Origin of the sequence: Agromyces sp. CCNWLW203, from assembly GCF_036576125.1 — a bacterium.
GTDB lineage: Bacteria > Actinomycetota > Actinomycetes > Actinomycetales > Microbacteriaceae > Agromyces.
The window spans coordinates 231,975-258,164 of record NZ_JAZHYX010000003.1 but is presented as its reverse complement, the minus strand read 5'-3'; the positions used below and the strand labels follow the sequence as shown (position 1 = coordinate 258,164).

Genomic DNA, 26,190 nt, shown 5'->3' with positions numbered 1-26,190 from the left:
GCGATGACGAACGCCGACGGTTCGCCGCGCCCCGACGAGGGCGAGCGAGCGGATGCCGCGGCGCAGCGTCCGGTCGATGGCGACGCCGAGACCGGCAGCACGGCCGGTGAGTTCGGTCGCCAGTTCGCCGCCGCCGCCGAGAAGAGCGGCCTCGGCGCGCTCGCGCGCGACGAGAAGCTGAGCGGACGCGATCTCCTCGTCGCCGTCGGCGGCGTGCGCGGCATCCTCGAGGCGCTGCTGCCGGGCCTCGTCTTCCTCGTCGTCTACAGCGGGCTCACGAGCTTCGCCGGCCAAGACCCGCAGGCGGCGCTCGTGCCCGCGCTCGTGGCATCCGTCGGCCTCGCCGTGGTCTTCACGATCGTCCGCCTCGTGACGAAGGGACAGCCGACCCAGGCCATTGCCGGCCTCATCGGCGTGCTCGCCTCGGCAGCCCTCGCGCTCTGGTCGGGCGACGCCCGCGACAACTACGTGATCGGCTTCTACACGAACGCCGCGTACGCCCTCGCCCTCACCGTCTCGCTGTTCGTGCGCTGGCCCGCGATCGGCCTGATCGTCGGATTCCTCATGGGCGACGGTGTCGCGTGGAAGCAGGACAAGCGCAAGTACCGCGCCGCCCAGTTCCTCACGCTCGTCTGGATCGGCCTGTTCGTCGCGCGCCTCGCGGTGCAGCTGCCCTTCTACCTCGTCGACAACGTCGAGGCGCTCGGCGCCATGCGCCTGCTCATGGGCGTGCCGCTGTACGCCCTCGTGCTGGTCTTCTCCTGGCTCGTCGTCCGGGCGGTCTATCCGTCGTCCGCTCGCTCCGGCGAGTGATAGAGTTATCTCGACGTCAAGATAAATCCGCACACCGTGCGAGGCCTGTCGGCGGGCGAGTGGCTTAGGTTACCCTTGCTGGAACAGCCCCATGTCTGACGGAGAAGATGGAGTGCCGCCTGCATGTCCGGCGGCATCCGCGAAGGAGAGGACATCGTGTCTGCAGTGAACAGTTTCGGGGCGAAGGACACGCTCCGCGTCGGTGATGAGTCCTACGAGATCTTCCGACTCGACACCGTGCCGGGGCACGAGAAGCTTCCGTTCAGCCTCAAGGTGCTGCTCGAGAATCTCCTGCGCACCGAAGACGGCAAGAACGTCACGAAGGAGCAGATCGAGGCGCTCGGCTCGTGGGTTCCCACCGCCGAGCCCGACACCGAGATCCAGTTCACGCCGGCGCGCGTGGTCATGCAGGACTTCACCGGTGTTCCCTGCATCGTCGACCTCGCCACGATGCGCGAGGCGGTCGTCGCCCTCGGCGGCGACCCCAACAAGATCAACCCGCTCGCACCCGCCGAGATGGTCATCGACCACTCCGTGATCGCCGACCTCTTCGGCACCGAGAACGCGCTCGAGCGCAACGTCGAGATCGAGTACGAGCGCAACGGCGAGCGCTACCAGTTCCTCCGCTGGGGCCAGACCGCCTTCGACGACTTCAAGGTCGTGCCGCCGGGCACCGGCATCGTGCACCAGGTGAACATCGAGCACCTCGCGAAGGTCACCTTCACGCGCACGGTCGACGGCGTGCTCCGCGCCTACCCCGACACCTGCGTCGGCACCGACTCGCACACCACGATGGTCAACGGCCTCGGCGTGCTCGGCTGGGGCGTCGGCGGCATCGAGGCAGAGGCGGCCATGCTCGGCCAGCCCGTGTCGATGCTCATCCCCAAGGTCGTCGGCTTCAAGCTCTCGGGCGCGATCCCCACGGGCGTCACCGCGACCGACGTCGTCCTCACGATCACCGACATGCTGCGCAAGCACGGCGTGGTCGGCAAGTTCGTCGAGTTCTACGGCTCCGGTGTGGCCTCCGTGCCGCTCGCCAACCGCGCCACCATCGGCAACATGAGCCCCGAGTTCGGCTCGACCGCCGCGATGTTCCCCATCGACGACGTGACCCTCGACTACCTGCGCCTCACCGGCCGCAGCGACGAGCAGATCGCCCTGGTCGAGGCGTACTCCAAGGTGCAGAAGCTCTGGCACGACGCCGACAGCGAGCCCGAGTTCAGCGAGTACATCGAGCTCGACCTCTCGACCGTCGTTCCCTCGATCGCCGGCCCGAAGCGTCCCCAAGACCGCATCGAGCTCTCCGAGTCCAAGAGCGCCTTCGAGAAGGACCTCCTGAACTACGCGACCGTCGACCACGACCTGGTCGACCTCGAGGGCGCCGAGTCCTTCCCGGCCTCCGACCCGCCCGGCAACTCGCCCGAAGACGAGTACAGCCAGCACGAGCACCACCACAAGAGCCACGCTCCGGCGACGGCCACGAAGCCGACGGATGTCACGCTCGGCACCGGTGAGCGGTTCGTGCTCGACCACGGCGCCGTCGCGATCGCGGCGATCACCTCGTGCACCAACACCTCGAACCCGTCGGTCATGCTCGCCGCCGGCCTCCTCGCCCGCAACGCGGCGAAGAAGGGCCTGAAGGCCAAGCCGTGGGTCAAGACCACGCTGGCCCCCGGGTCGAAGGTCGTCACCGACTACTACGAGAAGGCCGGCCTTACCGACGACCTCGAAGCCCTCGGCTTCTACACGGTGGGCTACGGGTGCACCACCTGCATCGGCAACTCGGGTCCGCTGCTCGACGAGATCTCGGCCGCGGTCAACGACTCCGACCTCGCCGTCACCGCGGTGCTCTCGGGCAACCGCAACTTCGAGGGTCGCATCAACCCCGACGTGAAGATGAACTACCTCGCGAGCCCGCCGCTCGTGATCGCGTACGCCCTCGCCGGCTCGATGAACTTCGACTTCGAGGTCGACTCGCTCGGCAAGGACACCGACGGCAACGACGTCTTCCTGAAGGACATCTGGCCCGACGCCGCCGAGGTGCAGCACACGATCGACACCTCGATCAACACCGACATGTTCACGCACCAGTACGCGAGCGTGTTCGAGGGCGACGAGCGCTGGCGTTCGCTGCAGACCCCTGAAGGCTCGGTCTTCGAGTGGGACGAGGCGTCGACCTACGTGCGGAAGCCCCCGTACTTCGATGGCATGACCATGGAGACCACCCCGGTCTCCGACATCGCCGGAGCCCGCGTGCTCGCCAAGCTCGGCGACTCGGTCACGACCGACCACATCAGCCCCGCCGGCAACATCAAGGCCGACAGCCCCGCCGGCCGCTACCTGACCGAGCACGGCGTCGACCGCAAGGACTTCAACTCCTACGGGTCGCGTCGCGGCAACCACGAGATCATGATCCGTGGCACGTTCGCGAACATCCGCCTGAAGAACCAGCTCCTCGACGGTGTCGAGGGCGGCTACACGCGCGACTTCACGCAGGCCGATGCGCCGCAGTCGTTCATCTACGACGCGAGCCAGAACTACCAGGCCCAGGGCACCCCGCTCGTCATCTTCGGCGGCAAGGAGTACGGCTCGGGCTCGTCGCGCGACTGGGCGGCCAAGGGCACGAGCCTCCTCGGCGTCAAGGCCGTCATCACCGAGAGCTTCGAGCGCATCCACCGCTCGAACCTCATCGGCATGGGCGTCGTGCCGCTGCAGTTCCCTGCGGGCGAGAGCTGGGCGTCGCTCGGTCTCGACGGCACCGAGGTCGTCTCGATCTCGGGGCTCGAGCAGCTGAACGAGGGCGTCACCCCGAACACGGTTCACGTCGTCGCAGCGCCGAGCGAGCACTCGCCGGCCGGCAAGCAGACGGTCGAGTTCGATGCGGTCGTTCGCATCGACACGCCGGGTGAAGCCGACTACTACCGCAACGGCGGCATTCTGCAGTACGTGCTGCGTTCGCTCGTCTAGTACGCGCACAGAGATTCGGGGCGGTCGGCATCTTGCCGATCGCCCCCTTCTCTGCCCGGCTTCGCAGCAAGCCCGGCGTAGACTCGTCCCGTTCAGCGGCATCGCCCGCAACCCTTCGGAGGCAATTGCATGACCCTGCTCGAGACCATTTCGGGACCTCGTGATCTCGACGCGCTGAGTCCCGAACAGGTCGACCAGTTGGCGCGCGAGATCCGCGAGTACCTCGTCGAGTCCGTCTCGAAGACGGGTGGCCATCTCGGGCCGAACCTCGGCGTCGTCGAACTCACGATCGCGATCCACCGGGTGTTCGAGTCGCCGCGCGATGCCGTCGTCTTCGACACCGGGCACCAGTCGTACGTGCACAAGCTCCTCACCGGGCGACGCGACCTCTCCACGATCCGCAAGACGGGCGGCCTCGCGGGCTACCCGCAGCGGTCCGAGTCCGAGCATGACATCGTCGAGAGCTCCCACGCCTCGAGCTCGCTGTCGTGGGCCGACGGCATCTCCAAGGCCTTCGAGATGACCGGCCAGCACGACCGGCATGTCATCGCCGTCGTCGGCGATGGGGCGCTCACGGGCGGCATGACGTGGGAGGCGCTGAACAACATCTCCGACGACAACACGCGCAAGCTCATCGTCGTCGTCAACGACAACGGTCGCTCGTACGCCCCGACGATCGGTGGCATGGCACGGTTCCTGAACACCGTTCGCACGAAGCAGACCTATCGCAACCTGCACCTCTCGAGCCGTCGCGCGTTCGATCGCATGGGCGCGCCGGCCAGGGCGCTCTATCGCGGTGTCCGCGGCGGTCTGCATGGGTTCCTCGCCCGCTTCACCAACAACGAGGCCCTGTATTCGAACCTCGACATCAAGTACATCGGGCCGATCGACGGGCATGACGAGCACGCCATGGAGGAGGCCCTCCGACAGGCGAGAGACTACGGCGCGCCGGTCATCGTGCACGCGATCACCGACAAGGGGCGAGGGTACGAGCCCGCCCTGCGCGACGCGGCCGACCAGTTCCACGCCGTCGGCCAGATCGACCCCGAGACCGGGGAGTCGCTCGAGACAGCGTCGGCGCCGTCGTGGACGAGCGTCTTCGCCGACGAGCTCGTGCACCTCGCCGAGGGCAACGATCGTCTCGTGGGCATCACCGCGGCGATGCTCCGCCCGACCGGCCTGCACCGAATGGCCGAGCGGTTCCCGAGCCGCGTGTTCGACGTCGGCATCGCCGAACAGCACGCCGCGACATCCGCTGCCGGTCTCGCCTTCGGTGGCCTGCACCCGGTCGTCGCCGTCTACGCGACGTTCATCAATCGGGCCTTCGACCAGGTGCTCATGGATGTCGCGCTGCACAAGGCCGGCGTCACCTTCGTGCTCGACCGCGCCGGGGTCACGGGCCCCGACGGCCCGAGCCACCACGGCGTCTGGGATCTCTCTATCCTGCAGGTCGTGCCCGGCATCCGCATCGCAGCGCCGCGTGACTCGGTGCGTCTCGTCGAAGAGCTCGGCGAGGCCGTCGCCGTCGACGACGCGCCCACCGTCATCCGCTTCCCGAAGGGCACGGTCGGCGTCGACTTCGACGCCGTGCGCCGCACCCACGACGGCGTCGACGTGCTCGCAGAATCCGAGCGCAAGGACGTGCTGATCGTCACGGTCGGCCCGATGGCCGAGACCGGTCTCCAGGTCGCCGAGCGCCTCGAGGCGCAGGGCATCAGCGCCACCGTGGTCGACCCCCGCTGGGTCGTTCCCGTGCCGCGCAGCATCATGGATCTCGCTGCGGAGCACCGCCTCGTCGTCAGCATCGAAGACGGCATCCGCGTCGGCGGCATCGGCACGCGCATCCGGCAAGACCTGCGCGAGGCCGGCGTCGACACGGCGGTGACCGAGCTCGGCCTGCCCGACGAGTTCCTCGACCACGGCTCGCGCGGCGACATCCTCGAGCGCGTCGGCCTCACGCCGCAGCACATCGCACGCGACGTCACCGCCATGGTGCTCGGCTCGAAGCTGCCGCACGCGCGCGGCGCCGGCGCCGATGCGGGCGTCTCGACCGACACGCGCCCGCAGCCGCGCGTCTGACGTCGCGTCGCACGGCGCGCGGCACCCGCCTGACCTCGGGCGAGGTCAGGAAACGCCGTGGACGAAGCGCCGGATGTCGCCAGCGAGCAGTTCCGGCTCCTCCATCGCCGGGAAGTGGCCGCCTTCGGTGAACTCGTTCCAGTGGCCGATCGCATTCCACGGGTCCATGGTGCGGCGAACGAGCGGATGGGCGTCGAACACGGCCCATCCCGACGGCACCGCGCCAGCCATGACGATGTCGAGCCCGGAGTGCTCGGCCTCGTAGTAGAACTGCACGCTCGACGCGCCGCTGCGGGTGAACCAGTACAGGCTGATGCCCGTGAGGAGTTCGTCGCGATCGACGGCCGGCACCCGGTGACCGCTGTCGGTCCTCGTCTTGAACTTCTCGGCGATCCACGCGAGCAGGCCGATCGGGGAGTCGGTGAGCGCCGCGCCGATCGTGTCGGGTCGGTGGTTGTGCATCTCGAGATATCCGCGCTCGGCCGCACTCGCGGCATGCATCGCCTCGAGCTGGTCGATCTCGTCGCCCGAGAGGTCGTCGGGCGCGGGAAACTTCACGCCGACGAGTCCGAGCACCAGGCGGTCGACGCCGAGGTGCATGCCGATGACGCGCTCGGGGTGGACGGCCGCGAGGCGGCCGGCGATCCCCGACCCGATGTCGGTGCCGTGGACGGCGAATCGCTCGTAGCCGAGGCGCGTCATGATCTCGGCATAGGCCTCCGTCGTGCGTGCCAGTTCCCAACCGGTCGCCGACAGCGGGGTTGAGAATCCGAACCCGGGCATCGACGGGATGACCACGTGGAACTCGTCGGTCAGGAGCGGGATGAGTCGCCGGTACTCGGCGAACGAGCCAGGCCAGCCGTGGTGGAGCATCAGCGCGGTGGCTTCCGGGTTATCCGATCGCGCGTGCACGAAGTGGAACGTCTGGCCGTCGACGACCGTCGTGAACTGCTCGAAGCGGCTGAGCCCCGCCTCCTGGGTACGCCAGTCGAACTCGTCGCGCCAGTACTCGGCGAGCTCTTTCAGGTAGGGCAGCGGGATGCCGCGGCTGAAGTCATCGCGATCATCGCGGCCCGGCACGGGCAGCGGCCAGCGTGCGTGCGCCAGCCGGCTCCGCAGGTCGTCGACGTCGGCCTGCGGGATGTCGATGCGGAAGGGGGTGAGTGCGGTGTTCTCGTTCATGACACCCACCCTGGCAAGTAATGCGGCAGGTTCCCTTCCGCGATTACTGAGATGATCGAGAGATGCTGGAGACCTCGGCGCGTCTGCTCGAACTGCTCTCGTTGCTGCAGGTGAAGCGCGACTGGACGAGCTCCGAGCTCTCCGACCGGCTCGACGTGAGCACGAGGACGGTGCGCACCGACATCGGCAAGCTGCGGTCGCTCGGGTACCCCGTCGACGCACGCCCCGGCGTCATGGGCGGGTACAGGCTGGGCGCCGGCACGACGATGCCGCCGCTCCTGCTGGACGGCGATGAGGCAGTGGCCGTCGCGGTCGGATTGGGCGCGGTCGCGACTCGCCGGCTCGGCGTCGAAGAGACGTCACTCACGGCGCTTGCGAAGCTCGAGCAGGTGCTGCCCTCGCACCTGCGACGGCGCGTGGAGGCCGTACGAGAGGCGACGAGCGCCGTTCCCAGTGCCGATCCGCCGCTCGATCTCGCAGCGCTCGGGGCGGTGGCCACCGCGATCCGCGGTCACGAACGGTTCCGTTTCGGATACACGAAGCGTGACGGCGGTGAAGGCGCGCGCCATGTCGAGCCGCAGCGGCTGGTGAGTTGGGGCCCGCTCTGGTACCTGCTCGCGTGGGATCTCGATCGCGACGACTGGAGGGTCTTCCGTGTCGACCGCATGACTCCCCATGCGCCGACGGGTGCGCGGTTCCGGCCACGGATGATCCCCGAGGATCTCGTCGTGGAGCACGTCGTCGAACGGGTCAGCACGGCGGCCTGGAAGTACCGGGCGCGCCTGCTCGTGCATGCCTCAGCAGCCGAGTTCGCCGCGAAGGTCGTCCCCATCCCCGTCGACATCGAGGTGGTCGACGAATCCACCTGCCTTGTCGAGATGGGCTCCGACGATCCGCATCTGCTCGCGCTGTGGCTGACGCAGTTCGATGTCGACATCGAGGTGATCGAGGGAGACGAGCTCGCAGTGGCGTTCGGCCGTCTCGCGACGCGGTTCCGTCGCGCGGCGGGCAACGCGTCCGCGACATGAGGAACGGCCCCCGGCGTTCGCCGGGGGCCGTTCTCGTCGAGCTGGTGGCTACGCGCCCACGCCCGTGATCGTCGGGTGGTGGAACGTGTCGCCGAAGACGCGCTCGGACGCGCCGACCCGGTCGAGGTACGGCGTCAGGCCGCCCATCTGGAACGGGAAGCCGGCGCCGAGCACCATGCAGAGGTCGATGTCCTCTGCAGCTGCGACGACACCGCCGTCGAGCATGAGGCGCACCTCGCGAGCCAGGCCGTCTTGCAGAGCGACGAGGATGTCGCCTGCCGAACGCGGATTCTTGCCGCCGGCGACGAGTTTCAGGGCGCCCTTGTCGAAGCCCTTGACCTTGCCCTTGTCGTCCTTGTCGAGCAACTTGCCGTAGTCGGCGAGCTTGTGCAGGTTCTCGCTGCGGTAGAACCGATCGGGGAACGCCGCGTGGTGCGTGTCGAGCACGTGCGCCCCGACCTTCAGGCCCACGAGGTCGAGCAGCGCCGACGGCGCCATCGGCAGTCCGAGCGGCGCGATCGCCTCGTCGACGGTCTGGAAGGAGGTGCCCTCGTCGACCGCGCGCATCGCCTCGCCGAGCAGCACGGCGAGGAGCCGGTTGACGACGAAGCCGGGGGTGTCGGCCGTGATGACGGCGTTCTTCCGCAGGTTCTTCGCGGTCACCATGGCGGTCGACAGCGTCGCCTCGTCGGTGTGCGGCGTCTTCACGACCTCGATCAGCGGCATGACCGCGACCGGGGTGAAGAAGTGGAAGCCAACCAGGCGCTCGGGGTGCGCGAGCTTCGCGCCGATCTGCTCGACCGACAGCGACGAGGTGTTCGTGGCGAGCACGGCCTCGGGCGAGATGAACTGCTCAACCTCGGCGAAGACGTTCTGCTTGATCTCGAGTTCTTCGAAGACCGCTTCGATGACCCAGTCGCAGTCGGCGAAGTCGGCCTTGTCGGTCGTGCCCGTGACGAGCGCCTTCAGGCGGTTGGCCTCGTCGGGGGAGATGCGCCCCTTCTCGAGGAGCTTGTCGATCTCTTCGGCGATGTAGGCCACGCCCTTGTCGACACGTGCCTGGTCGATGTCGGTGATGACCACCGGCACCCGCAGGCGACGCACGAAGAGCAGGGCGAGCTGGCTCGCCATGTAGCCGGCACCGAGCACGCCGACCTTCGTGACCTTCTTGGCGATCGCCTTGTCGGGTGCGCCCGCCGGGCGCTTGGCCCGCTTCTGCACGAGGTTGAAGGCGTAGATCGAGGCCTGGAGCTGGTCGCCGACGATGAGCTCGGAGAGCACCTCGTCTTCACGCTCGAAGGCCTCGGCCTTCGTGCCGCTCTTGGCGGCCTTCATGAGCTCGAGCGCCGCGTACGGCGACTTCGGAATCGAGCCGATGCGGCTCTTCAGCATCTTCGTGGCGATCGCGATCGCGGCATCCCACTTCACGAGGCGCTCGACCTTGCCGGGCTCGTTCGGGCGCTTCACCTTGATTCGACCCGAGACGACGCCGTCGGCCCACTTGATCGAGTCCTCGAGGAAGGCGACCGAGTCGAACTTCGCGTCGGCGATGCCGAGCTCCATCACGTCGTCGGCCTTCATCGTGCGGTTCTGCTTCAGCGGGTTCTCGATGACGACCTTGAGGGCGTTCTCGATGCCGATGAGGTTCGGCAGCAGGTACGCGCCGCCCCAACCGGGAATGAGCCCGAGGAAGACCTCGGGAAGGGCGACGGCGGGCACCGAGGCATCCACCGTGCGGTAGTCGGCGTTGAGCGCGATCTCGAGGCCGCCGCCGAGGGCGAGGCCGTTGATGAACACGAACGACGGCACGCCGAGCTCAGAGGCCTTGCCGAGCGCGAAGTGGCCGAGCTGGCCCATCTTGCGCGCGGTTTCGCGGTCGGGGATCTCGGCGACCTTCGACAGGTCGGCGCCCGCGGCGAGGATGAACGGCTTGCCCGTGATCGCCACGGCGTGGATCTCGCCGGCTGCGGCGCGCGCCTTCAGCTCGTCGAGGGTCTTCGCGTACTCGAGCAGCGAGACGGGGCCGAGGGTGTTCGGACGCGTGTGGTCGCGGCCGTTGTCGAGCGTGACGAGGGCGAGCGTCTTGCCGCCCGAGATCGGTACGTCGCGCACGAACGAGTGCGTGACGACCTCGTCGTCGGAGAGGGCGGCGAGCGAGTCGAAGTCGATCTTCGTGTAGTCGGTCATCAGGCCTTCTTCGCCTTCTTGTCGTAGTTCGGGTTCTCCCAGACCATCGTGCCGCCCTGGCCGAGGCCGACGCACATGCTCGTGATGCCGTAGCGCACGTCGGGGCGCTCGGTGAACTGGCTCGCGAGCTGGTTCATGAGGCGCACGCCCGAGGAGGCGAGGGGGTGACCGACCGCGATCGCGCCGCCCCATGGGTTGACGCGGGCGTCGTCGTCGGCGATGCCGTAGTGATCCATGAACGAGAGCACCTGCACGGCGAACGCCTCGTTCATCTCGAAGATGCCGATGTCCTCGATCGAGAGGCCCGCCTTGCGGAGTGCCTTCTCGGTCGCGGGGATCGGGCCGATGCCCATGATCTCGGGGTCGACGCCGGCGAAGGCGTAGCTGAGGAGCTTCATCTTCGGCGCGAGGCCGAGCTCCTTCGCCGCAGCGCCCGAGGCGAGGATCGCAGCGGTCGCGCCGTCGTTCAGGCCCGAGGCGTTGCCGGCCGTGATGCGGCCGTGCGGGCGGAACGGCGTCTTCAGGGCCGCGAGGCCCTCGAGCGTCGTCTCGGGGCGCATGACCTCGTCGCGCGTGGCGAGGCCCCAGCCCTCCTCGGTGCGGATCGCGACCGGAACGAGGTCCTGCTGGATCTTGCCCGCGGCGTAGGCCGCCGCCGTCTTCTGCTGGCTCGCGAGGGCGAAGCGGTCGCTGCGCTCCTTCGTGAGCTGCGGGAACCGGTCGTGGATGCGCTCCGCGGTGGCACCCATCACGAGGGCGTCTTCACCGACGAGGCGCTCGCTGAGGAACCGCGGGTTGGGGTCGACGCCCGAGCCCATGGGGTGGTGGCCCATGTGCTCGACGCCGCCGGCGATGGCGATGTCGTACATGCCGAAGCCGATCGATCCCGACATCATCGCAGCGGCTGTCATGGCGCCGGCGCACATGCGATCGATCGAGAAGCCCGGCACCGTCTTCGGGAGGCCTGCGAGGATCGCGGCCGTGCGGCCGAGGGTGAGGCCCTGGTCGCCGGTCTGGGTCGTCGCGGCGATCGCGACGTCGTCGATGCGGTCCTTCGGGACGTTCGGGTTGCGCTCGAGGAGTCCGACGATCGCCTTCACGACGAGGTCATCGGCCCGGGTGTTCCAGTACATGCCCTTGTCGCCGGCCTTGCCGAACGGGGTGCGGACCCCGTCGACGAATACGACTTCAGCTTGATCAGCCACGCTGCAGCTCACTTTCGGTCAGGATGCTTCGATCCTACGAACGCCGCTGAGGGGGCGCTGAATCGCTTGACGGAATCTACGAAGCGTCCGACGTGGCGTCCTCGACGGATTGTGCCGCCTCGACAAACGCAGCGGCGATTCTCTGTGAGGTTGCGGCAACCTGCCACTGGCGGGCGCCGAGCGCGAGCAGGGCGTCGCCGATCGCTTCGTCGGTGGGCGCCTCAGGCGGGGTCCACGCCACCCGGCGCAGGTGATCGGGGGTGAGCAGGTTCTCGACGGGCATGTTCATCTGCTCGGCGACCTCGGTCACTGCGGCCTTCGCGAGTCTGAGGCGCGCGTCGGCGTCAGGATGTCTCGCCGCCCACGCACGCGGCGGGGGAGGAGCGTCGCTCGGCACCCGCACCTGCGGCAGCTCGGCGGTCGTGAGCCCGCGCTCCACCGCAGCCCACCAACGGTCGAGCTCGGTGCGGCTCGCGCGACCGTTGAACTCGCGGAGATCGGCGAGGGCGCGCCGGGTCGACGGCAGCGTTCGGGCGACGGCGAGGAGCGAGGCATCCGGAACCAGGCGGCCCGGCGCGACGTCGAGCTCGGTCGCGAGCGCGTCGCGTGAGAGCCAGAGCTCGCGAGCCACCGCGAGGTTGCGGGGGCTGCGCATGGCGTGGATGCCCGACAGGCGCCGCCACGGCTCTGCAGCTGGCGGCTTCGCGGCGCGGTGCAGCACGGCATCGAACTCCTCGGCCGCGAGTTCGGCCTTGTCGTCTTCGTCGAGGCGCGTGCCCAGCCGCTCGCGCACGTCGACGAGCAGCTCGACGTCGAGCGCCGCGTACTTGAGCCACGACTGGGGAAGGGGGCGCGTCGACCAGTCGGACGCCGAGTGCTCCTTCGCGAGCTTGATGTCGAGCAGCTCCTCGACGACCGACGCCAGGCCGACGCGCGGCATGCCGAGCAGGCGCGCGGCGAGCTCGGTGTCGAAGATGCGCTCGGGGTCGAGGCCGACTTCGCGGAGGCACGCCAGGTCTTGACTGGCGGCGTGCAGCACCCACTCCTCCGAGCGGGTGGCGTTCTGCAGGGCCGAGAAGTCTGGGATCTGCGGCGGGTCGAACAGGAAGGTGCCCGAACCGCGCCGGAACATCTGGATCAGGTATGCCCGCTGCGAATAGCGGAATCCGCTCGCACGCTCGGCGTCGACCGCGATCGGACCCTCGCCGTCGAGGAGCCGCCTCACCGCCTCGTCGTAGGCGGCAGGGGTCTCGATGACCTGGAATTCATCCACGGTTCGTCCTCCGACGGGGCAGGGGCGTCACCCCTTCTGATCGGGGCGGCAGTCCTGCGAGCATGCACAACAACTCAGCCCAGCCTTCCACATGCGGGCCGATGGCCGAGTCGAGGGGAGTCCACGAGGCGCGCAGTTCGATCTGAGCACCGTCGCCCTGACGGGCGAGTTCGCCGAAACCGGTGGAGAGGATTTTCGTCGCCGTACCCGAGGCGGCGATGTAGCGCGCGCCCCTGGCATCGAGGGCGTCGACGAGCCACGACCATGCCACGTCGGCGAGGAACGGGTCGAGGCCGATGTCGGTCTCGAGGGGCGCTTGTGCGAAGCAGACGATGCGGAACCTGCCGCCCCATGCCTCGGGCTCGCTCTCGTCGTGCAGCAGCACGAATCGGCCGGTGCCGAGCTCGGAGTCGTCATGACGGCTCGGGTTGACGTCGGCCGAGAGCGCGACCGCGTTCGGTGCGAGGGAACCCGGCGCGGGGATCTCGGAGATGCGCAGCTCGCTTCTGGGAGAGGCGGCCCTGAGCGACGCGAGGGCGGCCTCGAACTCGGGTGGAAGCGGAGGCGCTGAGTCGGGCACGAGTGCAGACTAGAGTCTCCGATACGGGGGACGTCGGCGGCACGCCGCGCCACCGGCACACGGTGACTGCTTCGGGAGGAAACGAATGCCACGACGGCGCGGTGCAGTGGCAACGATCGGCATCGCGGCTGGCGCCGTCGGCCTCATCGCCGTGACGATCGGGGCGGCGACCGCCGCCACCGCCGTCTTCTTCGCCCGGAAGGTGGTGACCCCGCCCGAGACCAGGGAAGAAGACGTTCGCATCACGCGCGTCGACCTCGCGGCCGGCGAGATCACCCTGCTCGCCTCCGAGGAGACGCGCATGCGCGGCCGATACGGGCTCTGGTTCGACCGCGATGCCGGCCACGCGCGCCTCGGTGATGTCATCGACGACGGCGAGCGCGAGGTGCGTCGACCGATCGAGTCCGTCGACTTCGGCAGGCTCGATCGCGCGACCCGCGGCCGTATGGACGGGTACTTCCACCTCGGCCCATGGGAGCTCGAGCTGCCCTACGAGAACGTCGTCGTCGAGACCGGGCTCGGCCCCGCACCGGCATGGGTCGTCATGGCAGCGGATGCCTCGGCGCGCTGGGTCATCCAGGTGCATGGTCGTGGTGCGAAACGACCCGAGGCCCTGCGCGCGGTGCCGCCTGCGTATGAAGCGGGCTGGAACTCGCTCCTGATCTCGTACCGCAACGACGGGGAGGCGCCAGAGAGCGAAGACCGCAAGTACGGGCTCGGTGGCACCGAGTGGGCAGATGTGGTCGCCGCGACGCGTTTCGCCGTCGACCACGGCGCCGAGCAGATCGTGCTCATGGGCTGGTCGATGGGCGGCGCGATCTCGCTGCAGGGGGTGCTGCGCTCGGCGGAGGTGCGCGAGCGGCTCGTGGGCGTGATCCTCGATTCGCCGGCGATCGACTGGGCCGACATCCTGCGATTCCAGGGCACGCTGAACCGCATGCCGCCGGAGCTCGGCGATCTCGTCGTCCGCGTGCTCGGTGGACCGCTCGGCGCCGGCCTCACCGGCATCGCGGCCCCGATCGATGTCGTAGAGCTCGACCCCGTTGCGCGAGCGGACGAATTCGACGTGCCGATGCTGCTCATGCACAGCGTCGACGACGGGTTCGTCCCGATCGACGGGTCGCGCAGGTTCGCCGCCGCCCGGCCAGACCTGATCGATTTCGAGGTGTTCGAGGGCGCCCGGCACACGAAGCTCTGGAACGCCGAGCCCGAGCGGTGGACGAGGCTCGTGCGCTCGTGGCTCGAACGCCGCGATTTGCGCGCCTCGGCGCAGTTCGGCGACGAAGCGGAGATCGTCGGCTGACGTCGGCGAGACCTCGCGACCGCTACGCAGCGATGCGCTCGCGCACCTGCCGCTTGATGCGACCGAGCATGCCCGTCATACCGCGCACGCGGAGCGGGGAGACCGCCTGGCCGAGGCCGAGCGACTGCGGGTAGTCGGCCGGCACGTCGAGCACCTCGTCGGTTGTCAGCCCGTCGAGTCCCTGCACGAGGATCGACGCGAAGCCGCGCGTCGTCGGCGATTCGGCCGGCGCGGTGGCGAAGAGGTGCACGCGCCCATCGAGTACCTCGACGAAGATGAACACCGGCGACTGGCACTCCTCGACCCGCTCGAACAGGTCGGGGTGGCCGGCGTAGCGCTCGGGCAGCTCTGGCAGCTCGTTCGAGAATTCGAGCAGCAACTGCAGGCGGTCGCGCACGCCGAGCGCCAGGAAGTCGTCACGGGTCTCGGCGAGTCGTGCGGGCAGGGTCGTCGCGTTCATCGCTTCCATTCTCCCATGGCGTGCCGGGAGCCCGGCCGCCCGCGCCTCAGCGAGCGGGCGCCTCCCCGCGGGCCTCGCCGGTGACGATCGGCACGCGTACGGCGCTGCCCCACTCGGTCCACGAGCCGTCGTAGTTGCGCACCTTCTCGAAGCCGAGCAGGTGGTTCAGCACGAACCACGTGTGGCTCGAGCGTTCGCCGATGCGGCAGTAGGCGATGATGTCGTCGCCGTCGGCGAGGCCCACCTCGTCGCGGTAGATCGCGTCGAGTTCGGCTCGCGACTTGAAGGTGCCGTCGGATGCCGCGGCGCGCGCCCAGGGCACGGATGCCGCGGTCGGGATGTGGCCGGCGCGAAGGGCGCCCTCTTCGGGGTAGGCGGGCGCGGTCGTGCGCTCACCGCTGTACTCCTCGGGGGAGCGCACGTCGACGAGCGGGTTGCCGAAGTGTGCGAGCACGTCCTCCTTGTAGGCGCGCACGACGCTGTCGTCGCGTTCGACCACGGGGTATTCGACCGGCGTCACATCGGGAGCGGCCGTCGTGAGCTCGCGGCCCTCGGCGATCCAGAGGTCGCGGCCGCCGTCGAGCAGGCGCACGTCTTCATGGCCGAAGAGCGTGAAGACCCAGAGCGCGTAGGCGGCCCACCAGTTGTTCTTGTCGCCGTAGATCACGACGGTCGTGTCACGGGCGATGCCCTTCGAGCCGGCCAAGGCGGCGAACTGCTCGCCATCGACGTAGTCGCGTACGACCGGGTCGTTGAGGTCGAGGTGCCAGTCGATCTTCACCGCGCCGGGGATGTGCCCGGTCTCGTAGAGCAGCACGTCCTCATCGGATTCGACGACGACCAATCCGGGTTCGCCGAGGTGTTCTGCGAGCCATTCGGTGGTGACGAGACGCTCGGGGTGCGCGTACTCGGCGAGCTTGCCTGCGGCATCGAACTCGGCGGACATGGGGTACCTCCTGGGATCGCCTGGTCGGCGGGGTGTTCGAGGGGAGCGGACTAGGCTGATCACCTGTCCACCACGAATCTACGCGGCGCACGGGGTGAAGTCACAGGCCCTGTCATCCGATGCAACAGATGCACACCGGGAGCTCCTCCAGTATGACCACGGCATCGAGCCAGCCCCTCATCCGTCTCGTCGAGAGGAACCCGTCGATCTCGGGCGCCGAGATCGCCGCCGAGCTCTCGCCGCCGCCGCAGTTCGAGCACGCATCGTTCGAGTCGTACCGGCCCGACCCCGACTTCCCGTCGCAGCAGGCTGCGCTCGACCGGCTGAAGGAGTTCGCCGGTGCGTGGCGCGCCGCGCAGCGACCCGGCGGGTTCTTCTCCCGCAAGCGCCCCGCGCGCATCGAACTGCCGGGCGTCTACCTCGACGGCGGGTTCGGCGTCGGCAAGACCCACCTGCTCGCCGCGCTCTGGCACGTCGCGCACGGCCCGAAGTACTTCGGCACCTTCATCGAGTACACCGCCCTCGTCGGCGCACTCGGATACCAGCCGGCCGTCGATCTGCTGCGCGGGGCGAAGCTCGTCTGCATCGACGAGTTCGAGCTCGACGACCCGGGCGACACGATGCTCATGACCCGGTTCCTCGGTGAGCTCATGGCCGGCGGCACGCGCGTCGCCGCGACATCCAACACACCGCCGAACGCGCTCGGCGAGGGACGGTTCGCGGCCTCCGACTTCCTCCGCGAGATCCACGCCCTCTCCTCGAACTTCGAGACCCTCCGCATCGACGGCCTCGACTACCGGCGCCGCGACACCGAGGGCCACGCCGAGTCGCTCGCGGGCGACGCCGACGTGGCGCGCACGGCGGCGGCCCTCTCGGCGCGCGGGCACCGTATCTCGCTCGACGGCTTCGACGACCTCATCGCCCACCTTGCGACGGTGCACCCCTCGAAGTACGTCAAGCTCGTCACGGGGCTCGAGTTCATCGCCCTCGAAGGCGTGCACGAGCTCACCGACCAGAACGCGGCGCTACGACTCGTGGCCTTCATCGACCGCGTCTACGACGCCGAGGTGCCGATCATCGCGAGCGGGCTGCCGCTCGACGAGGTTTTCGCCGCCGACATGATGTCGGGCGGCTACAGAAAGAAGTACCTCCGCGCGATGTCGCGCATGATCGCGCTCACCACTGGCGAGCTGCCGCCGCACGACTGAAGTCGGCGCATGTTCCCGCTCGCGCGCGATTCACATCGCTTGAGCGGCGCTGCGAAACGTGCTGTTTACCTGCGGGGCCCGCACGTAACAGACGCGAAACAGTAGACGGTCCCGCTCGAAACGTCCTCTCGTGAAACTTGGCGACACAGGTTCCCCCGCCTGTATTCCTGAGAGAGGTTCGAGATGGATCAAGGCAACACCGCGTTCCTGTTGATCATGGCGGCCCTGGTGCTGCTCATGACCCCCGGACTCGCATTCTTCTACGGCGGACTCGTCAAGGCGAAGAGCGTCATCAGCATGATGATGATGAGCTTCGGCGCGATCGGGCTCATCGGCGTCCTGTGGGTGCTCTACGGCTACGCGATCGCCTTCCCGGGCGCTGAGGGTCTCGTCGCCCCCTGGTCCATCGACTGGTCGGCCATCGGCCTGACGAGCCTGCTCGAGACCCCCGAGGGTGCCGCCTACCCGCCGCTCGCCTTCGTGGCCTTCCAGGCGACGTTCGCGATCCTCACCGTCGCACTCATCTCGGGTGCCATCGCCGACCGAGCGAAGTTCGGCGCGTGGATGGTCTTCGCTGCGATCTGGGCGACGATCGTCTACTTCCCGGTCGCGAGCTGGGTGTTCAACTTCGGCCTCGCCGACGACGGCTCGTTCGCCTACGGCGGCTGGACCACGTTCGGCATGCAGGAGGCGTTCGGCGTCGGCGTGATCGACTTCGCCGGCGGCACCGCGGTGCACATCAACGCCGGTGCGGCCGCCCTCGCCCTGGCGCTCGTGCTCGGCAAGCGCGTGGGCTTCTCGAAGGGCGCGCACGTTCCCCACAACCCGCCGTTCGTGCTGCTCGGTGCGGGCCTGCTCTGGTTCGGCTGGTTCGGCTTCAACTCCGGTTCCGAACTCGCCGCCGACGGCACCGCCGCGCTGGCATGGGTGAACACGCTCGCCGCCCCCGCAGCGGCCCTGCTCGCCTGGCTCCTCGTCGAGAAGATCAAGGACGGCAAGCCCACGTCGGTAGGCGCGGCATCCGGTGCCGTGGCTGGTCTCGTGGCGATCACTCCCGCGTGTGCAGCGCTCACGCCGGGCTGGGCGATCGTGCTGGGCCTCGTCGCCGGCGCCGTCTGCGCCCTCGCGATCGACCTGAAGTTCAAGCTGGGCTTCGACGACTCGCTCGATGTCGTGGGCATCCACCTCGTCGGCGGCCTCATCGGAACGCTCTACCTCGGGTTCTTCGCTAACGGCACCGGCCTGTTCATGGGCGGCGACGGAACGCAGCTGCTCGTGCAGGCGATCGCGGCCTTCACCGTGCTCATCTACTCGTTCGTGCTCGCCTTCGTCATCGGCTTCATCGTCGACCGGACGATGGGCTTCCGGGTGACGAACGAAGACGAGATCGCGGGCATCGACACCGTCGTCCACGGCGAGGACGCGTACAAGCTCGAGACCGTCTGAACCTGACGGAACCACCGCGAGGGCGGTGGGGTAGTGTGCCGGTGTGTCAGACACCAGCCGCTTCCTCACCGCCCTCGTCCGCGTCGTCGGCGCGATCTTCGGAAGCGGATCGTCGCGATCGTCGGTCGGTCAGACCCGACCGCAGGCATGGCCGCAGGCGGGCGGCACGACACGAAGAGCGGATGCCGCCGCGCCGATGTCGAGCTCGACCGACACGCTGTCTCCTGGCCAGACCGGGGACTCCGCCACCATCGAAGTGGACCCGCGGCGGTTGCGCAGCGTCGAGCTGAGCTACGCGCCGTCGCGTGACGGCGAGCCCGATCCGGGCGAGGTCGTGTGGACCTGGGTGCCGTACGAGGAGAACGACGGGCGCGGCAAGGATCGGCCGGTCGTGGTCGTCGCGGCATCCGGCGCAGGTGACTATCTGGCGGTGCAGCTGACCAGCAAGGCGCACGATGGCGATCGCGACTTCGTCTCGCTCGGCACCGGTGCGTGGGACGGCGAGGGGCGCCCGAGCTGGGCGCGCATCGACCGGGTCTTCCGCGTGCGCGCCGGCGGTATGCGCCGTGAGGCGGCGTCGCTCGACGCCGAACGCTACGGCCGAGTCGCGGCGGCGCTCGACGCGCGGTACGGCTGGCGCTGACGCACGAGCCGCCGGCCCGCGCGGCGGGTGCGGCGGATCAGGCCCGTGGTGGTCGATGCAGACCGAACGGCGACCCCTGATCGTCGCGGCAGAGCCGGAATTCACCGAACAGCGCGGTCGCTTCTTCGTCGTCGCCGCCCGGGAGCGCCTCGACCGTGCCGCCGAGCCGTTCGACCATTGCCGCGGCGCCTTCGAGGTCGTCGACCCTGAAGAAGACGTACGGTGCTGCGCCCGGGTCGCCCCCATGGACTCCTGCGGGCACGCCCGCGCCGGCCACCGCGTAGCCGTTGCCACCCGGTCCCGACTCGAAGTCCCAGCCGAAGAGCTTGCCGTAGAAGGTGCGTGCCGTCATGGCGTCCGCTGTCCCGAACTCGATGAATGAGATTTCGCCCGACATGATTCCCTCGCTTCCCGCGTGGACACGGCACACGGTAGTCGGCGGCGGCATCGGCCACAACGGGTGGTGATCGGCGGGGGACAGGATTCGCGGATCTGGGATCGACGCTTCCCGGAAATGAAGAAAGCCCCCTGTGGAGAGGGGGCTTTCGTGGGCGATGCCGGGCTCGAACCGACGACCTCTTCCGTGTGAAGGAAGCGCGCTACCAGCTGCGCCAATCGCCCATGTGCGATTCGCGAGTCACGCGAGTGACCGCGGACTCGATACTAGCCGACCGTGCGGGGTGATTGCACATCGAGCGATCGGCGCATGATCGGAGGGTGCTCGAGCGAGTGCCGAACCGCCTCGACACGCCCGGGGTGCGGGGTCGGATTCGGCCTGTGATCAGCGCGAACCCGCCGCCCGACCCCGTCAGTTTGTGAATCGTTCAGGGAATCAGTTAGAGTCTTCCTGCACGCAGAAATGCGAGCAACGCGGATGTGGCGCAGTGGTAGCGCATCACCTTGCCAAGGTGAGGGTCGCGAGTTCGAATCTCGTCATCCGCTCTGATCAGGATGGGGCGAAAGCCCCATTCCTGTTCTTTTGGTGGTGAACCCAGACACGGTGGATTGGCCGAGAGGCGAGGCAGCGGCCTGCAAAGCCGTATACACGGGTTCGAATCCCGTATCCACCTCCAAGCTGAGAACTTCCATTCTCGACTTGGGCGATTGGCGCAGCGGTAGCGCGCTTCCCTGACACGGAAGAGGTCACTGGTTCGATCCCAGTATCGCCCACCACAAGAAAGCCCCGGCAAGCCGGGGCTTTCGTCGTTTCCGGATTCTGTCGTCGTCGACCGTCACCCCATCTGCTCGAAGACGAGCGGGGGATAGCTGACGCGGCTCGTGTACCAGGCCCACGACGCGCCTGCGGTCTGCTCGATGGCGGCCCAGCCGCCGTATGCGGGCAGGTTCTTCAGGGTGATGCTCACGGTCTGCTTGCCGTTCACGCTCTTCGTCCCGGCGCCGACGACGGTCCCGGATGCCGCGTACCCGCTCGCGTTCAGCGTGATCGGCGCTCCGGACTCCACCGAGAAGCTGCAGACGTAGGTGCCGACTCCCGTGATGCCGTAGGCGGCGGGTTCGAAGTGGATGGAGACCGCCGGATTGCGGGTCGGTGACTCGCGGCGGTCGAAGCCGGCGTAGGGCGTCACGGCATCGGTCTGCATGATCGTCGGGCGGATGAGGGTGAGGTTCGTGCGTCCCTTGCCGATGGTGTGCACGGGGGAGAGGAAGTCGATCGGCGCCCAGAAGATCGGGCCGAGCACGAGCTCGCCGATCCGGTACTTCTCGGCCCATTCCTCAAGACGGATGTCCGGCTCGAAGTCGGCGAATTCGACGACGCGCTCGTCGAACTCGCTGCGGGAGCCCAGTTCTTTCGATGTGTCATACATGAGGGAAACTCTAAAACCGTGATGCGCGCACCGGGTCAGGGGCAGCACCGAGGTGCCGGGCGGCCACCCCCATGGCGACTACAGTTGAAGGGTTCTGTAGACCGATTTCAAGGAGTGGATCCAGGTGGCCGACGGCTTCGAGCTCTTCACCGACCGTTCCGTTGTCGCAATGCGCGTCAACGGCGAGCTCAAGGACCTCGCCGCGTTGGTCACGGACTCCGACGTGGTCGAACCCGTCACGATCGACTCGCCCGAGGGACTGAACATCCTCCGCCACTCGGCCGCGCACGTGCTCGCGCAGGCGGTGCAGTCGATCAACCCCGAGGCGAAGCTCGGCATCGGCCCGCCCGTCACCGACGGCTTCTACTACGACTTCGACGTCGCCGAGCCGTTCACCCCCGAAGACCTCAAGGCGCTCGACAAGGAGATGTCTCGAATCATCCGTGCCGGCCAGCGCTTCATGCGCCGCGTCGTCACCGACGACGAGGCGCGCGCAGAACTCGCGAACGAGCCGTACAAGCTCGAGTTGATCGACCTCAAGGGTTCGGCCTCGACGGGCGGCGACAACGAGAACGTCGAGGTGGGAGCCGGCGAACTCACGATCTACGACAACGTCGACCCGAAGACCGGCGAGACCGTCTGGAAGGACCTCTGCCGCGGTCCGCACCTGCCGAACACCCGCATGATCGGCAACGGCTGGGCGCTCACCCGCATCGCCGCGGCGTATTGGCGCGGTTCCGAGAAGAACCCCCAGCTCCAGCGCATCTACGGCACCGCGTGGCCCACGAAGGATGAGCTGCGCGCCCACCAGCACCGGCTCGAAGAGGCCGCTCGCCGCGACCACCGCAAGCTCGGGCGCGACCTCGACCTCTTCAGCTTCCCCGAGGAGATCGGCTCGGGGCTCTCGGTCTGGCACCCGCGCGGCGGAGTGGTGCGCATGGAGATGGAGCAGCACGCGCGTCGCCGGCACATCGAGGGCGGCTACACCTACGTGTACACGCCGCACATCTCGAAGGAGGATCTCTTCCTCACCTCGAACCACCTCGTCACCTACAAAGACGGCATGTTCCCGCCGATCGTCATGGACGAGGAGCGCGACGCCGAGGGCAACATCACCAAGCAGGGCCAGGACTACTACCTGAAGCCCATGAACTGCCCGATGCACATCCTCATCTACAAGGAGCGCGGGCGCAGCTACCGCGACCTGCCGATGCGGCTCGCCGAGAACGGCACCGTCTACCGCAACGAGCTCTCGGGCGCGCTGCACGGCCTGACCCGCGTGCGCGGCTTCACGCAAGACGACTCGCACCTCTTCGTCACCCCCGACCAGCTCGAAGAGGAGGCGACCAAGGTCATCGAGTTCGTCATCTCGATGCTGCGCGACTTCGGCCTCGACGACTTCGAGCTCGAGCTGTCGATGCGTGACGACGAGAAAGAGAAGTGGATCGGCTCCGACGAGTTCTGGGAGTACTCGACGAACGCGCTCCGCAACGTCGCCCGGTCGAGCGGTCTGAAGCTCACCGAGATGCCCGGCGAGGCCGCGTTCTACGGCCCGAAGATCGACCTGAAGACCCGTGACGCGATCGGCCGCACCTGGCAGCTCTCGACCGTGCAGGTCGACCCGAACCTGCCCGAGCGCTTCGGCCTCGAGTTCACCGACAGCGATGGCCAGAAGAAGCGCCCCATCATGATCCACCGGGCGCTGTTCGGTTCGATCGAGCGCTTCTTCGCGATCCTGCTCGAGCACTACGCGGGTGCGTTCCCGGTGTGGCTGGCTCCGGTGCAGGTCGTCGGCATCCCCGTCGCCGAAGACTTCGCGCCCTATCTGGGTGCGATCATCGAGCAGCTGAAGGGGGCCGGCGTCCGCGCCGAGCTCGACGTGAGCGACGACCGCATGCAGAAGAAGATCCGCACGCACACCACTCAGAAGGTGCCGATCCAGCTCATCGCCGGCGACAACGACCGCTCGGGCGAGACGGTCAGCTTCCGCTTCCGCGACGGCACGCAAGAGAACGGCGTCGCGATCGCCGAGGCGGTCGAGCGCATCAAGCAGGTCATCGAGGAACGTCGCCAGGTCGTCACTCGCGACGACCTGTTCTCATGAGCGCGTACCAGCCCGACGAGTTCGAGGGCGTGCCGACGGATGCCGCGGCCGACCTCGCGGGCGTACCCGACGCGTTCCAACGCCTCTGGACGCCGCACCGACTGGTGTACATCCAGCACGGCCAGCAGCCCGACGAGCACACCTGCCCGTTCTGCCGCGCGCCCGAGATGAGCGACGAGCAGTCGCTCATCGTCGCACGTGGCGAGCACGCCTTCGTGCTGCTGAACCTCTACCCCTACAACAGCGGGCACCTGCTCGTCTGCCCGTACCGGCACGTCGCGACCTACGACGAGGCGACGCCCGAGGAGGTCGCCGAGATCGGCGAGCTCACGCAGATCGCGATGCGGGTCGTGAAGCAGGTCTCGCGGTGCGACGGATTCAACATCGGCATGAACCAGGGCCGCATCGCGGGCGCCGGCATCGCCGAGCACCTGCACCAGCACATCGTGCCGCGCTGGGCGCTCGACTCGAACTTCTTCCCGATCATCGCGGGCACGAAGGCCCTGCCGCGCCTGCTCGGCGAGGTGCGCCAGGAGATCGCCGAGGCGTGGCCCGCCTGAGGCTCAGGGCCCCGAGGCGGGCCCGGCTGGGCAGTCGGCCTCAGCGCACCTGGCGCACGGTGAACTGCAGGCCCGGGTTCGCGTAGAACTCCTGCGCCTCGACGAGCTGCAGCTCGCGCTCACCCGAGCTGTGCGTGAGCGAGAGCAGGTCGAAGACGCTCGACGTGGCTCGCGCGAGCGCGTCGGCGGCATCGCCCGTGCGACGGTAGTGCGCGGTGAAGAGCGCAGCGGTGACGTCACCCGATCCGTTCGCCTTCATCGGCAGCAGCGGGGTCTGCACGATCCACGCGCCCGAGTCGTCGACGGCGAGCATCTCGATCGTGCCCGCCTCACGGTCGGGGCGCTCGACGCTCGTCACGAGCACGGTGCGGGGGCCGGTGGCGCGCACGAGGTCGACCGAGGCGAGCGTCGACTCGAGCGTGTCGGGCTCCGTCTCGGTGAGGAAGCCGAGCTCGAACTGGTTGGGCGTGATGATGTCGGCCGCCGGCACCACGCGGTCGCGCAGCAGGATCGGGATGGCAGGGGCCACGAAGCATCCGGATTTCGCATTGCCCATGACCGGGTCGCAGGCGTACACGGCGTCGGGGTTCGCGGCCTTGACCCGCGCGACCGCATCGAGGATGACGTCGGCGATGCCCTCGCCGCCCTGGTAGCCCGAGAGCACGACGTCGATCTGCGGGAACACGCCGCGATCCTCGATGCCCGTGATCACGTCGCGCACGTCGTCGGGGCTGATCATCGGCCCGCGCCACGCGCCGTAGCCCGTGTGGTTCGAGAAGTTGACCGTGTAGACCGGCAGCACCTCGACGCCGATGCGCTGCAGCGGGAAGACGGCGGCCGAATTGCCGACGTGACCGTAGGCGACGGCGGACTGGATCGAGAGAATCTTCACCGCTCGATCATCGCATCTCCGGCGCCGGCGCTCCGTCAGGGCTCCTTCCGCGATCCTCCGTGGTTCGGGCTCAGCGGCGAACGGCTCGCACGGAGGCCGCGAGATCGGCGGCGAGCTTGCGCAGGTCGGCGTCGTCGAGGTCGTGCACCGTGAGGCGCAGGTGATCGGATGCCGCGGCGCCGCCGAGTGCGAACTCGTCGCCGGGCCTCGCGAGCCAGCCGCGCCGCATGAGCTGCTCCGAGACCGCTCTGGCGGGCGCGCCGAGCGGCACCCAGACGTTCAACCCGTCGCCGACGCGGGTCGGAATGCCCTCGTCGGTGAGCATCTCGGCGAACGCGGCGTTGCGAGCGGCGTAGTGCTCGCCGGCCGCGCGGATCGCGGCCGTGATCTCGGGATCGGTCGCGAGTGCGCGAACGAGTCGCTGCAGCAGGTGGCTCACCCAGGTGGTGCCCGGCGTCAGCCGCATCGCGAGCCGGTCGGCGGTCTCGGGGTCGGAGGCCGTGACGGCGAGGCACATGTCGGGGCCGAGGAACTTCGACACCGAGCGCACGAGCGCCCAGCGCCGGTGCTCGGGGCCGATGAGGGAGTGGTACGGCAGCTGGGAGAGCAGCGAATAGTGGTCGTCTTCGATGACGAGCACGTAGGGATGGTCGCGGAGCACCGCCCGCAGCTCGGCGGCGCGGCGTTCGGAGAGGCTCGCACCCGTCGGATTCTGCGCGCGCGGCGTGCAGATGACCGCGCGCACGCCCTGCTCGAGGGCGGCACGGAGACCGTCGACGGTCATGCCCTCGTCGTCGACGGGCACCGGTACGGGGCGGTAGCCCGCGACGCGCACCGTGTGGATGCTCGTGAGGAAGCACGGGTCCTCGAGGGCGACGGCGTCGTCGCGGGTGAGGGCCTGGGCGAGCAACCGCTCGACGGCGTCGCCCGCGCCGCTCGTCACCGTGAGGTGCATCGGGATCTCGGGCGGCAGGTCAGCGCTCATCCACTCCTGCGCCCAGCCGGCGAGGTCGGGGTCGATGACGGGTTCGCCGTAGAGAACAGGGCGCCGGGCGATGCTCGCGAGCGCATGGGACGGGTCGGGGATGCGGGACGGATCGGGGTTGCCGGTGCCGATGTCGCGGAGTGCCGTGTCGGCGGCGAAGCCCTCCTGTGCGACGGCGGCACCACCGGCGACGCGCGTGCCGCCCCGGCCCAGCGTGATGACCACGCCGGCGTTCATCAGCTGCCGGTAGGCCGAGACGGCGGTGTTGCGATTCACGCCCAGTTGCTCGGCCAGGGTGCGCACCGGGGGGAGTGCGTCGCCGGGGCGGAGGGTGCCGCGCTCGATGAGCGTGCGCAGGCTTTCGGCGATCTCGGCCGCTGAGCGACCCTCGATGTCGATGATCTGCATCGCCCCCTTCGTCGTGTCTGCGACCATGATATCTTTTTGGCCTAGGACAATAGTTCTGTTCGTCTGAACGTTGCGTGACGGAGCGTCGCGCACCT

At 68.6% G+C, this 26,190-nt stretch carries 21 protein-coding genes and 4 tRNA genes; 13 read left to right on the top strand and 12 right to left on the bottom strand.

Annotated features, from left to right (window positions below; genetic code table 11):
- Positions 1-3 precede the first annotated feature (3 nt).
- The 3 genes from VPH61_RS09335 (at position 4) to dxs (ending at position 5,859) form a co-directional block, all read left to right on the top strand.
- The gene (locus VPH61_RS09335; protein WP_332063225.1) at positions 4-813 is read left to right on the top strand and encodes a DUF3159 domain-containing protein; all 810 of its coding nucleotides are present in this window, start codon (positions 4-6) and stop codon (positions 811-813) included.
- Positions 814-969: 156 nt separating this feature from the next.
- Positions 970-3,780, top strand: coding sequence for an aconitate hydratase AcnA (gene acnA / locus VPH61_RS09330; protein ID WP_332063224.1), 2,811 nt, complete (start codon positions 970-972; stop codon positions 3,778-3,780).
- A 129-nt stretch (positions 3,781-3,909) separates the two neighbouring features.
- Positions 3,910-5,859, top strand: a complete 1,950-nt coding sequence (gene dxs, locus VPH61_RS09325; protein WP_332063223.1) for a 1-deoxy-D-xylulose-5-phosphate synthase — start codon at positions 3,910-3,912, stop codon at positions 5,857-5,859.
- A gap of 45 nt (positions 5,860-5,904) precedes the next feature.
- On the opposite strand, the gene VPH61_RS09320 is transcribed toward dxs, so the two are convergent.
- On the bottom strand, positions 5,905-7,041 hold the full coding sequence (locus tag VPH61_RS09320) for an epoxide hydrolase family protein (RefSeq protein ID WP_332063222.1): 1,137 nt from the start codon (positions 7,039-7,041) through the stop codon (positions 5,905-5,907).
- A 62-nt stretch (positions 7,042-7,103) separates the two neighbouring features.
- Here VPH61_RS09320 and VPH61_RS09315 point away from each other — a divergent pair, with 62 nt between their 5' ends.
- Positions 7,104-8,069, top strand: a complete 966-nt coding sequence (locus tag VPH61_RS09315; RefSeq protein ID WP_332063221.1) for a helix-turn-helix transcriptional regulator — start codon at positions 7,104-7,106, stop codon at positions 8,067-8,069.
- 48 nt (positions 8,070-8,117) lie between these two features.
- Here VPH61_RS09315 and VPH61_RS09310 read toward each other — a convergent pair whose 3' ends face one another.
- The 4 genes from VPH61_RS09310 to VPH61_RS09295 form a co-directional block, all read right to left on the bottom strand.
- Positions 8,118-10,256, bottom strand: a complete 2,139-nt coding sequence (locus VPH61_RS09310) for a 3-hydroxyacyl-CoA dehydrogenase NAD-binding domain-containing protein (protein WP_332063220.1) — start codon at positions 10,254-10,256, stop codon at positions 8,118-8,120.
- Entirely contained in the window at positions 10,256-11,461 is a 1,206-nt protein-coding gene (locus VPH61_RS09305) for a thiolase family protein (RefSeq protein WP_332063219.1), read from the bottom strand. The genes VPH61_RS09310 and VPH61_RS09305 overlap by 1 nt, the downstream gene beginning before the upstream one ends.
- 76 nt (positions 11,462-11,537) lie before the next feature.
- Complete coding sequence (locus VPH61_RS09300; RefSeq protein WP_332063218.1) at positions 11,538-12,734, bottom strand: ribonuclease D; 1,197 nt, start codon at positions 12,732-12,734, stop codon at positions 11,538-11,540.
- Positions 12,727-13,314, bottom strand: coding sequence for a DUF3000 domain-containing protein (locus VPH61_RS09295; RefSeq protein ID WP_332063217.1), 588 nt, complete (start codon positions 13,312-13,314; stop codon positions 12,727-12,729). Before VPH61_RS09295 ends, VPH61_RS09300 begins: the two co-directional genes overlap by 8 nt.
- An 85-nt stretch (positions 13,315-13,399) precedes the next feature.
- Between VPH61_RS09295 and VPH61_RS09290 the strand changes: the two genes are divergently transcribed.
- On the top strand, positions 13,400-14,617 hold the full coding sequence (locus tag VPH61_RS09290) for an alpha/beta hydrolase family protein (protein WP_332063216.1): 1,218 nt from the start codon (positions 13,400-13,402) through the stop codon (positions 14,615-14,617).
- Positions 14,618-14,639: 22 nt separating this feature from the next.
- Here the strand turns inward: VPH61_RS09290 and VPH61_RS09285 are convergent, their stop codons facing one another.
- The gene (locus VPH61_RS09285; protein WP_332063215.1) at positions 14,640-15,077 is read right to left on the bottom strand and encodes a SufE family protein; all 438 of its coding nucleotides are present in this window, start codon (positions 15,075-15,077) and stop codon (positions 14,640-14,642) included.
- Between the two features lie 46 nt (positions 15,078-15,123).
- Positions 15,124-16,023: a sulfurtransferase gene (locus VPH61_RS09280; RefSeq protein ID WP_332063214.1), complete on the bottom strand. Its 900-nt coding sequence runs from the start codon at positions 16,021-16,023 to the stop codon at positions 15,124-15,126.
- A gap of 152 nt (positions 16,024-16,175) precedes the next feature.
- On the opposite strand from VPH61_RS09280, the gene zapE reads away from it, so the two are divergent.
- From zapE to VPH61_RS09265, 3 genes are all read left to right on the top strand, one after another.
- Positions 16,176-17,231 carry a cell division protein ZapE gene (zapE, locus tag VPH61_RS09275; RefSeq protein WP_332063213.1) on the top strand — a complete coding sequence of 352 codons (1,056 nt, stop codon included), beginning with the start codon at positions 16,176-16,178 and terminating at the stop codon, positions 17,229-17,231.
- Between the two features lie 183 nt (positions 17,232-17,414).
- Positions 17,415-18,677, top strand: a complete 1,263-nt coding sequence (locus tag VPH61_RS09270; RefSeq protein WP_332063212.1) for an ammonium transporter — start codon at positions 17,415-17,417, stop codon at positions 18,675-18,677.
- A gap of 43 nt (positions 18,678-18,720) precedes the next feature.
- Positions 18,721-19,320, top strand: coding sequence for a type II toxin-antitoxin system PemK/MazF family toxin (locus tag VPH61_RS09265; protein WP_332063211.1), 600 nt, complete (start codon positions 18,721-18,723; stop codon positions 19,318-19,320).
- 37 nt (positions 19,321-19,357) lie between these two features.
- On the opposite strand, the gene VPH61_RS09260 is transcribed toward VPH61_RS09265, so the two are convergent.
- The gene (locus VPH61_RS09260; RefSeq protein ID WP_332063210.1) at positions 19,358-19,672 is read right to left on the bottom strand and encodes a VOC family protein; all 315 of its coding nucleotides are present in this window, start codon (positions 19,670-19,672) and stop codon (positions 19,358-19,360) included.
- Positions 19,673-19,868: 196 nt separating this feature from the next.
- Positions 19,869-19,941, bottom strand: a tRNA-Val gene (locus tag VPH61_RS09255).
- A 249-nt stretch (positions 19,942-20,190) separates the two neighbouring features.
- On the opposite strand from VPH61_RS09255, the gene VPH61_RS09250 reads away from it, so the two are divergent.
- The 3 genes from VPH61_RS09250 (at position 20,191) to VPH61_RS09240 (ending at position 20,493) form a co-directional block, all read left to right on the top strand.
- A tRNA-Gly gene (locus VPH61_RS09250) sits at positions 20,191-20,262 on the top strand.
- 57 nt (positions 20,263-20,319) lie between these two features.
- A tRNA-Cys gene (locus VPH61_RS09245) sits at positions 20,320-20,393 on the top strand.
- A gap of 25 nt (positions 20,394-20,418) precedes the next feature.
- A tRNA-Val gene (locus tag VPH61_RS09240) sits at positions 20,419-20,493 on the top strand.
- Between the two features lie 59 nt (positions 20,494-20,552).
- On the opposite strand, the gene VPH61_RS09235 is transcribed toward VPH61_RS09240, so the two are convergent.
- Positions 20,553-21,146, bottom strand: coding sequence for a hypothetical protein (locus VPH61_RS09235; RefSeq protein ID WP_332063209.1), 594 nt, complete (start codon positions 21,144-21,146; stop codon positions 20,553-20,555).
- Positions 21,147-21,315: 169 nt separating this feature from the next.
- Here VPH61_RS09235 and thrS point away from each other — a divergent pair, with 169 nt between their 5' ends.
- Entirely contained in the window at positions 21,316-23,250 is a 1,935-nt protein-coding gene (gene thrS, locus VPH61_RS09230) for a threonine--tRNA ligase (protein ID WP_332063406.1), read from the top strand.
- Positions 23,247-23,810 carry an HIT family protein gene (locus tag VPH61_RS09225; RefSeq protein WP_332063208.1) on the top strand — a complete coding sequence of 188 codons (564 nt, stop codon included), beginning with the start codon at positions 23,247-23,249 and terminating at the stop codon, positions 23,808-23,810. Before thrS ends, VPH61_RS09225 begins: the two co-directional genes overlap by 4 nt.
- 40 nt (positions 23,811-23,850) lie before the next feature.
- Here the strand turns inward: VPH61_RS09225 and pdxY are convergent, their stop codons facing one another.
- A complete protein-coding gene (gene pdxY / locus VPH61_RS09220) occupies positions 23,851-24,702 on the bottom strand; it encodes a pyridoxal kinase PdxY (RefSeq protein WP_332063207.1) in 852 nt (283 codons plus the stop codon).
- A gap of 70 nt (positions 24,703-24,772) precedes the next feature.
- Positions 24,773-26,122 carry an aminotransferase class I/II-fold pyridoxal phosphate-dependent enzyme gene (locus VPH61_RS09215; RefSeq protein ID WP_332063206.1) on the bottom strand — a complete coding sequence of 450 codons (1,350 nt, stop codon included), beginning with the start codon at positions 26,120-26,122 and terminating at the stop codon, positions 24,773-24,775.
- Between the last annotated feature and the right edge of the window lie 68 nt (positions 26,123-26,190).

What these genes read in the sequence shown, in the direction of transcription:
- VPH61_RS09335 (WP_332063225.1), top strand. Translation starts at nt 4, where the DNA reads ATGACGAACGCCGACGGTTCGCCGCGCCCCGACGAGGGCGAGCGAGCG.
- dxs (WP_332063223.1), top strand. Translation starts at nt 3,910, where the DNA reads ATGACCCTGCTCGAGACCATTTCGGGACCTCGTGATCTCGACGCGCTG.
- VPH61_RS09320 (WP_332063222.1), bottom strand. Translation starts at nt 7,041, where the DNA reads ATGAACGAGAACACCGCACTCACCCCCTTCCGCATCGACATCCCGCAG.
- VPH61_RS09315 (WP_332063221.1), top strand. Translation starts at nt 7,104, where the DNA reads ATGCTGGAGACCTCGGCGCGTCTGCTCGAACTGCTCTCGTTGCTGCAG.
- VPH61_RS09310 (WP_332063220.1), bottom strand. Translation starts at nt 10,256, where the DNA reads ATGACCGACTACACGAAGATCGACTTCGACTCGCTCGCCGCCCTCTCC.
- VPH61_RS09290 (WP_332063216.1), top strand. Translation starts at nt 13,400, where the DNA reads ATGCCACGACGGCGCGGTGCAGTGGCAACGATCGGCATCGCGGCTGGC.
- VPH61_RS09285 (WP_332063215.1), bottom strand. Translation starts at nt 15,077, where the DNA reads ATGAACGCGACGACCCTGCCCGCACGACTCGCCGAGACCCGTGACGAC.
- VPH61_RS09280 (WP_332063214.1), bottom strand. Translation starts at nt 16,023, where the DNA reads ATGTCCGCCGAGTTCGATGCCGCAGGCAAGCTCGCCGAGTACGCGCAC.
- zapE (WP_332063213.1), top strand. Translation starts at nt 16,176, where the DNA reads ATGACCACGGCATCGAGCCAGCCCCTCATCCGTCTCGTCGAGAGGAAC.
- VPH61_RS09270 (WP_332063212.1), top strand. Translation starts at nt 17,415, where the DNA reads ATGGATCAAGGCAACACCGCGTTCCTGTTGATCATGGCGGCCCTGGTG.
- VPH61_RS09260 (WP_332063210.1), bottom strand. Translation starts at nt 19,672, where the DNA reads ATGACGGCACGCACCTTCTACGGCAAGCTCTTCGGCTGGGACTTCGAG.
- VPH61_RS09235 (WP_332063209.1), bottom strand. Translation starts at nt 21,146, where the DNA reads ATGTATGACACATCGAAAGAACTGGGCTCCCGCAGCGAGTTCGACGAG.
- thrS (WP_332063406.1), top strand. Translation starts at nt 21,316, where the DNA reads ATGCGCGTCAACGGCGAGCTCAAGGACCTCGCCGCGTTGGTCACGGAC.
- VPH61_RS09225 (WP_332063208.1), top strand. Translation starts at nt 23,247, where the DNA reads ATGAGCGCGTACCAGCCCGACGAGTTCGAGGGCGTGCCGACGGATGCC.
- VPH61_RS09215 (WP_332063206.1), bottom strand. Translation starts at nt 26,122, where the DNA reads ATGGTCGCAGACACGACGAAGGGGGCGATGCAGATCATCGACATCGAG.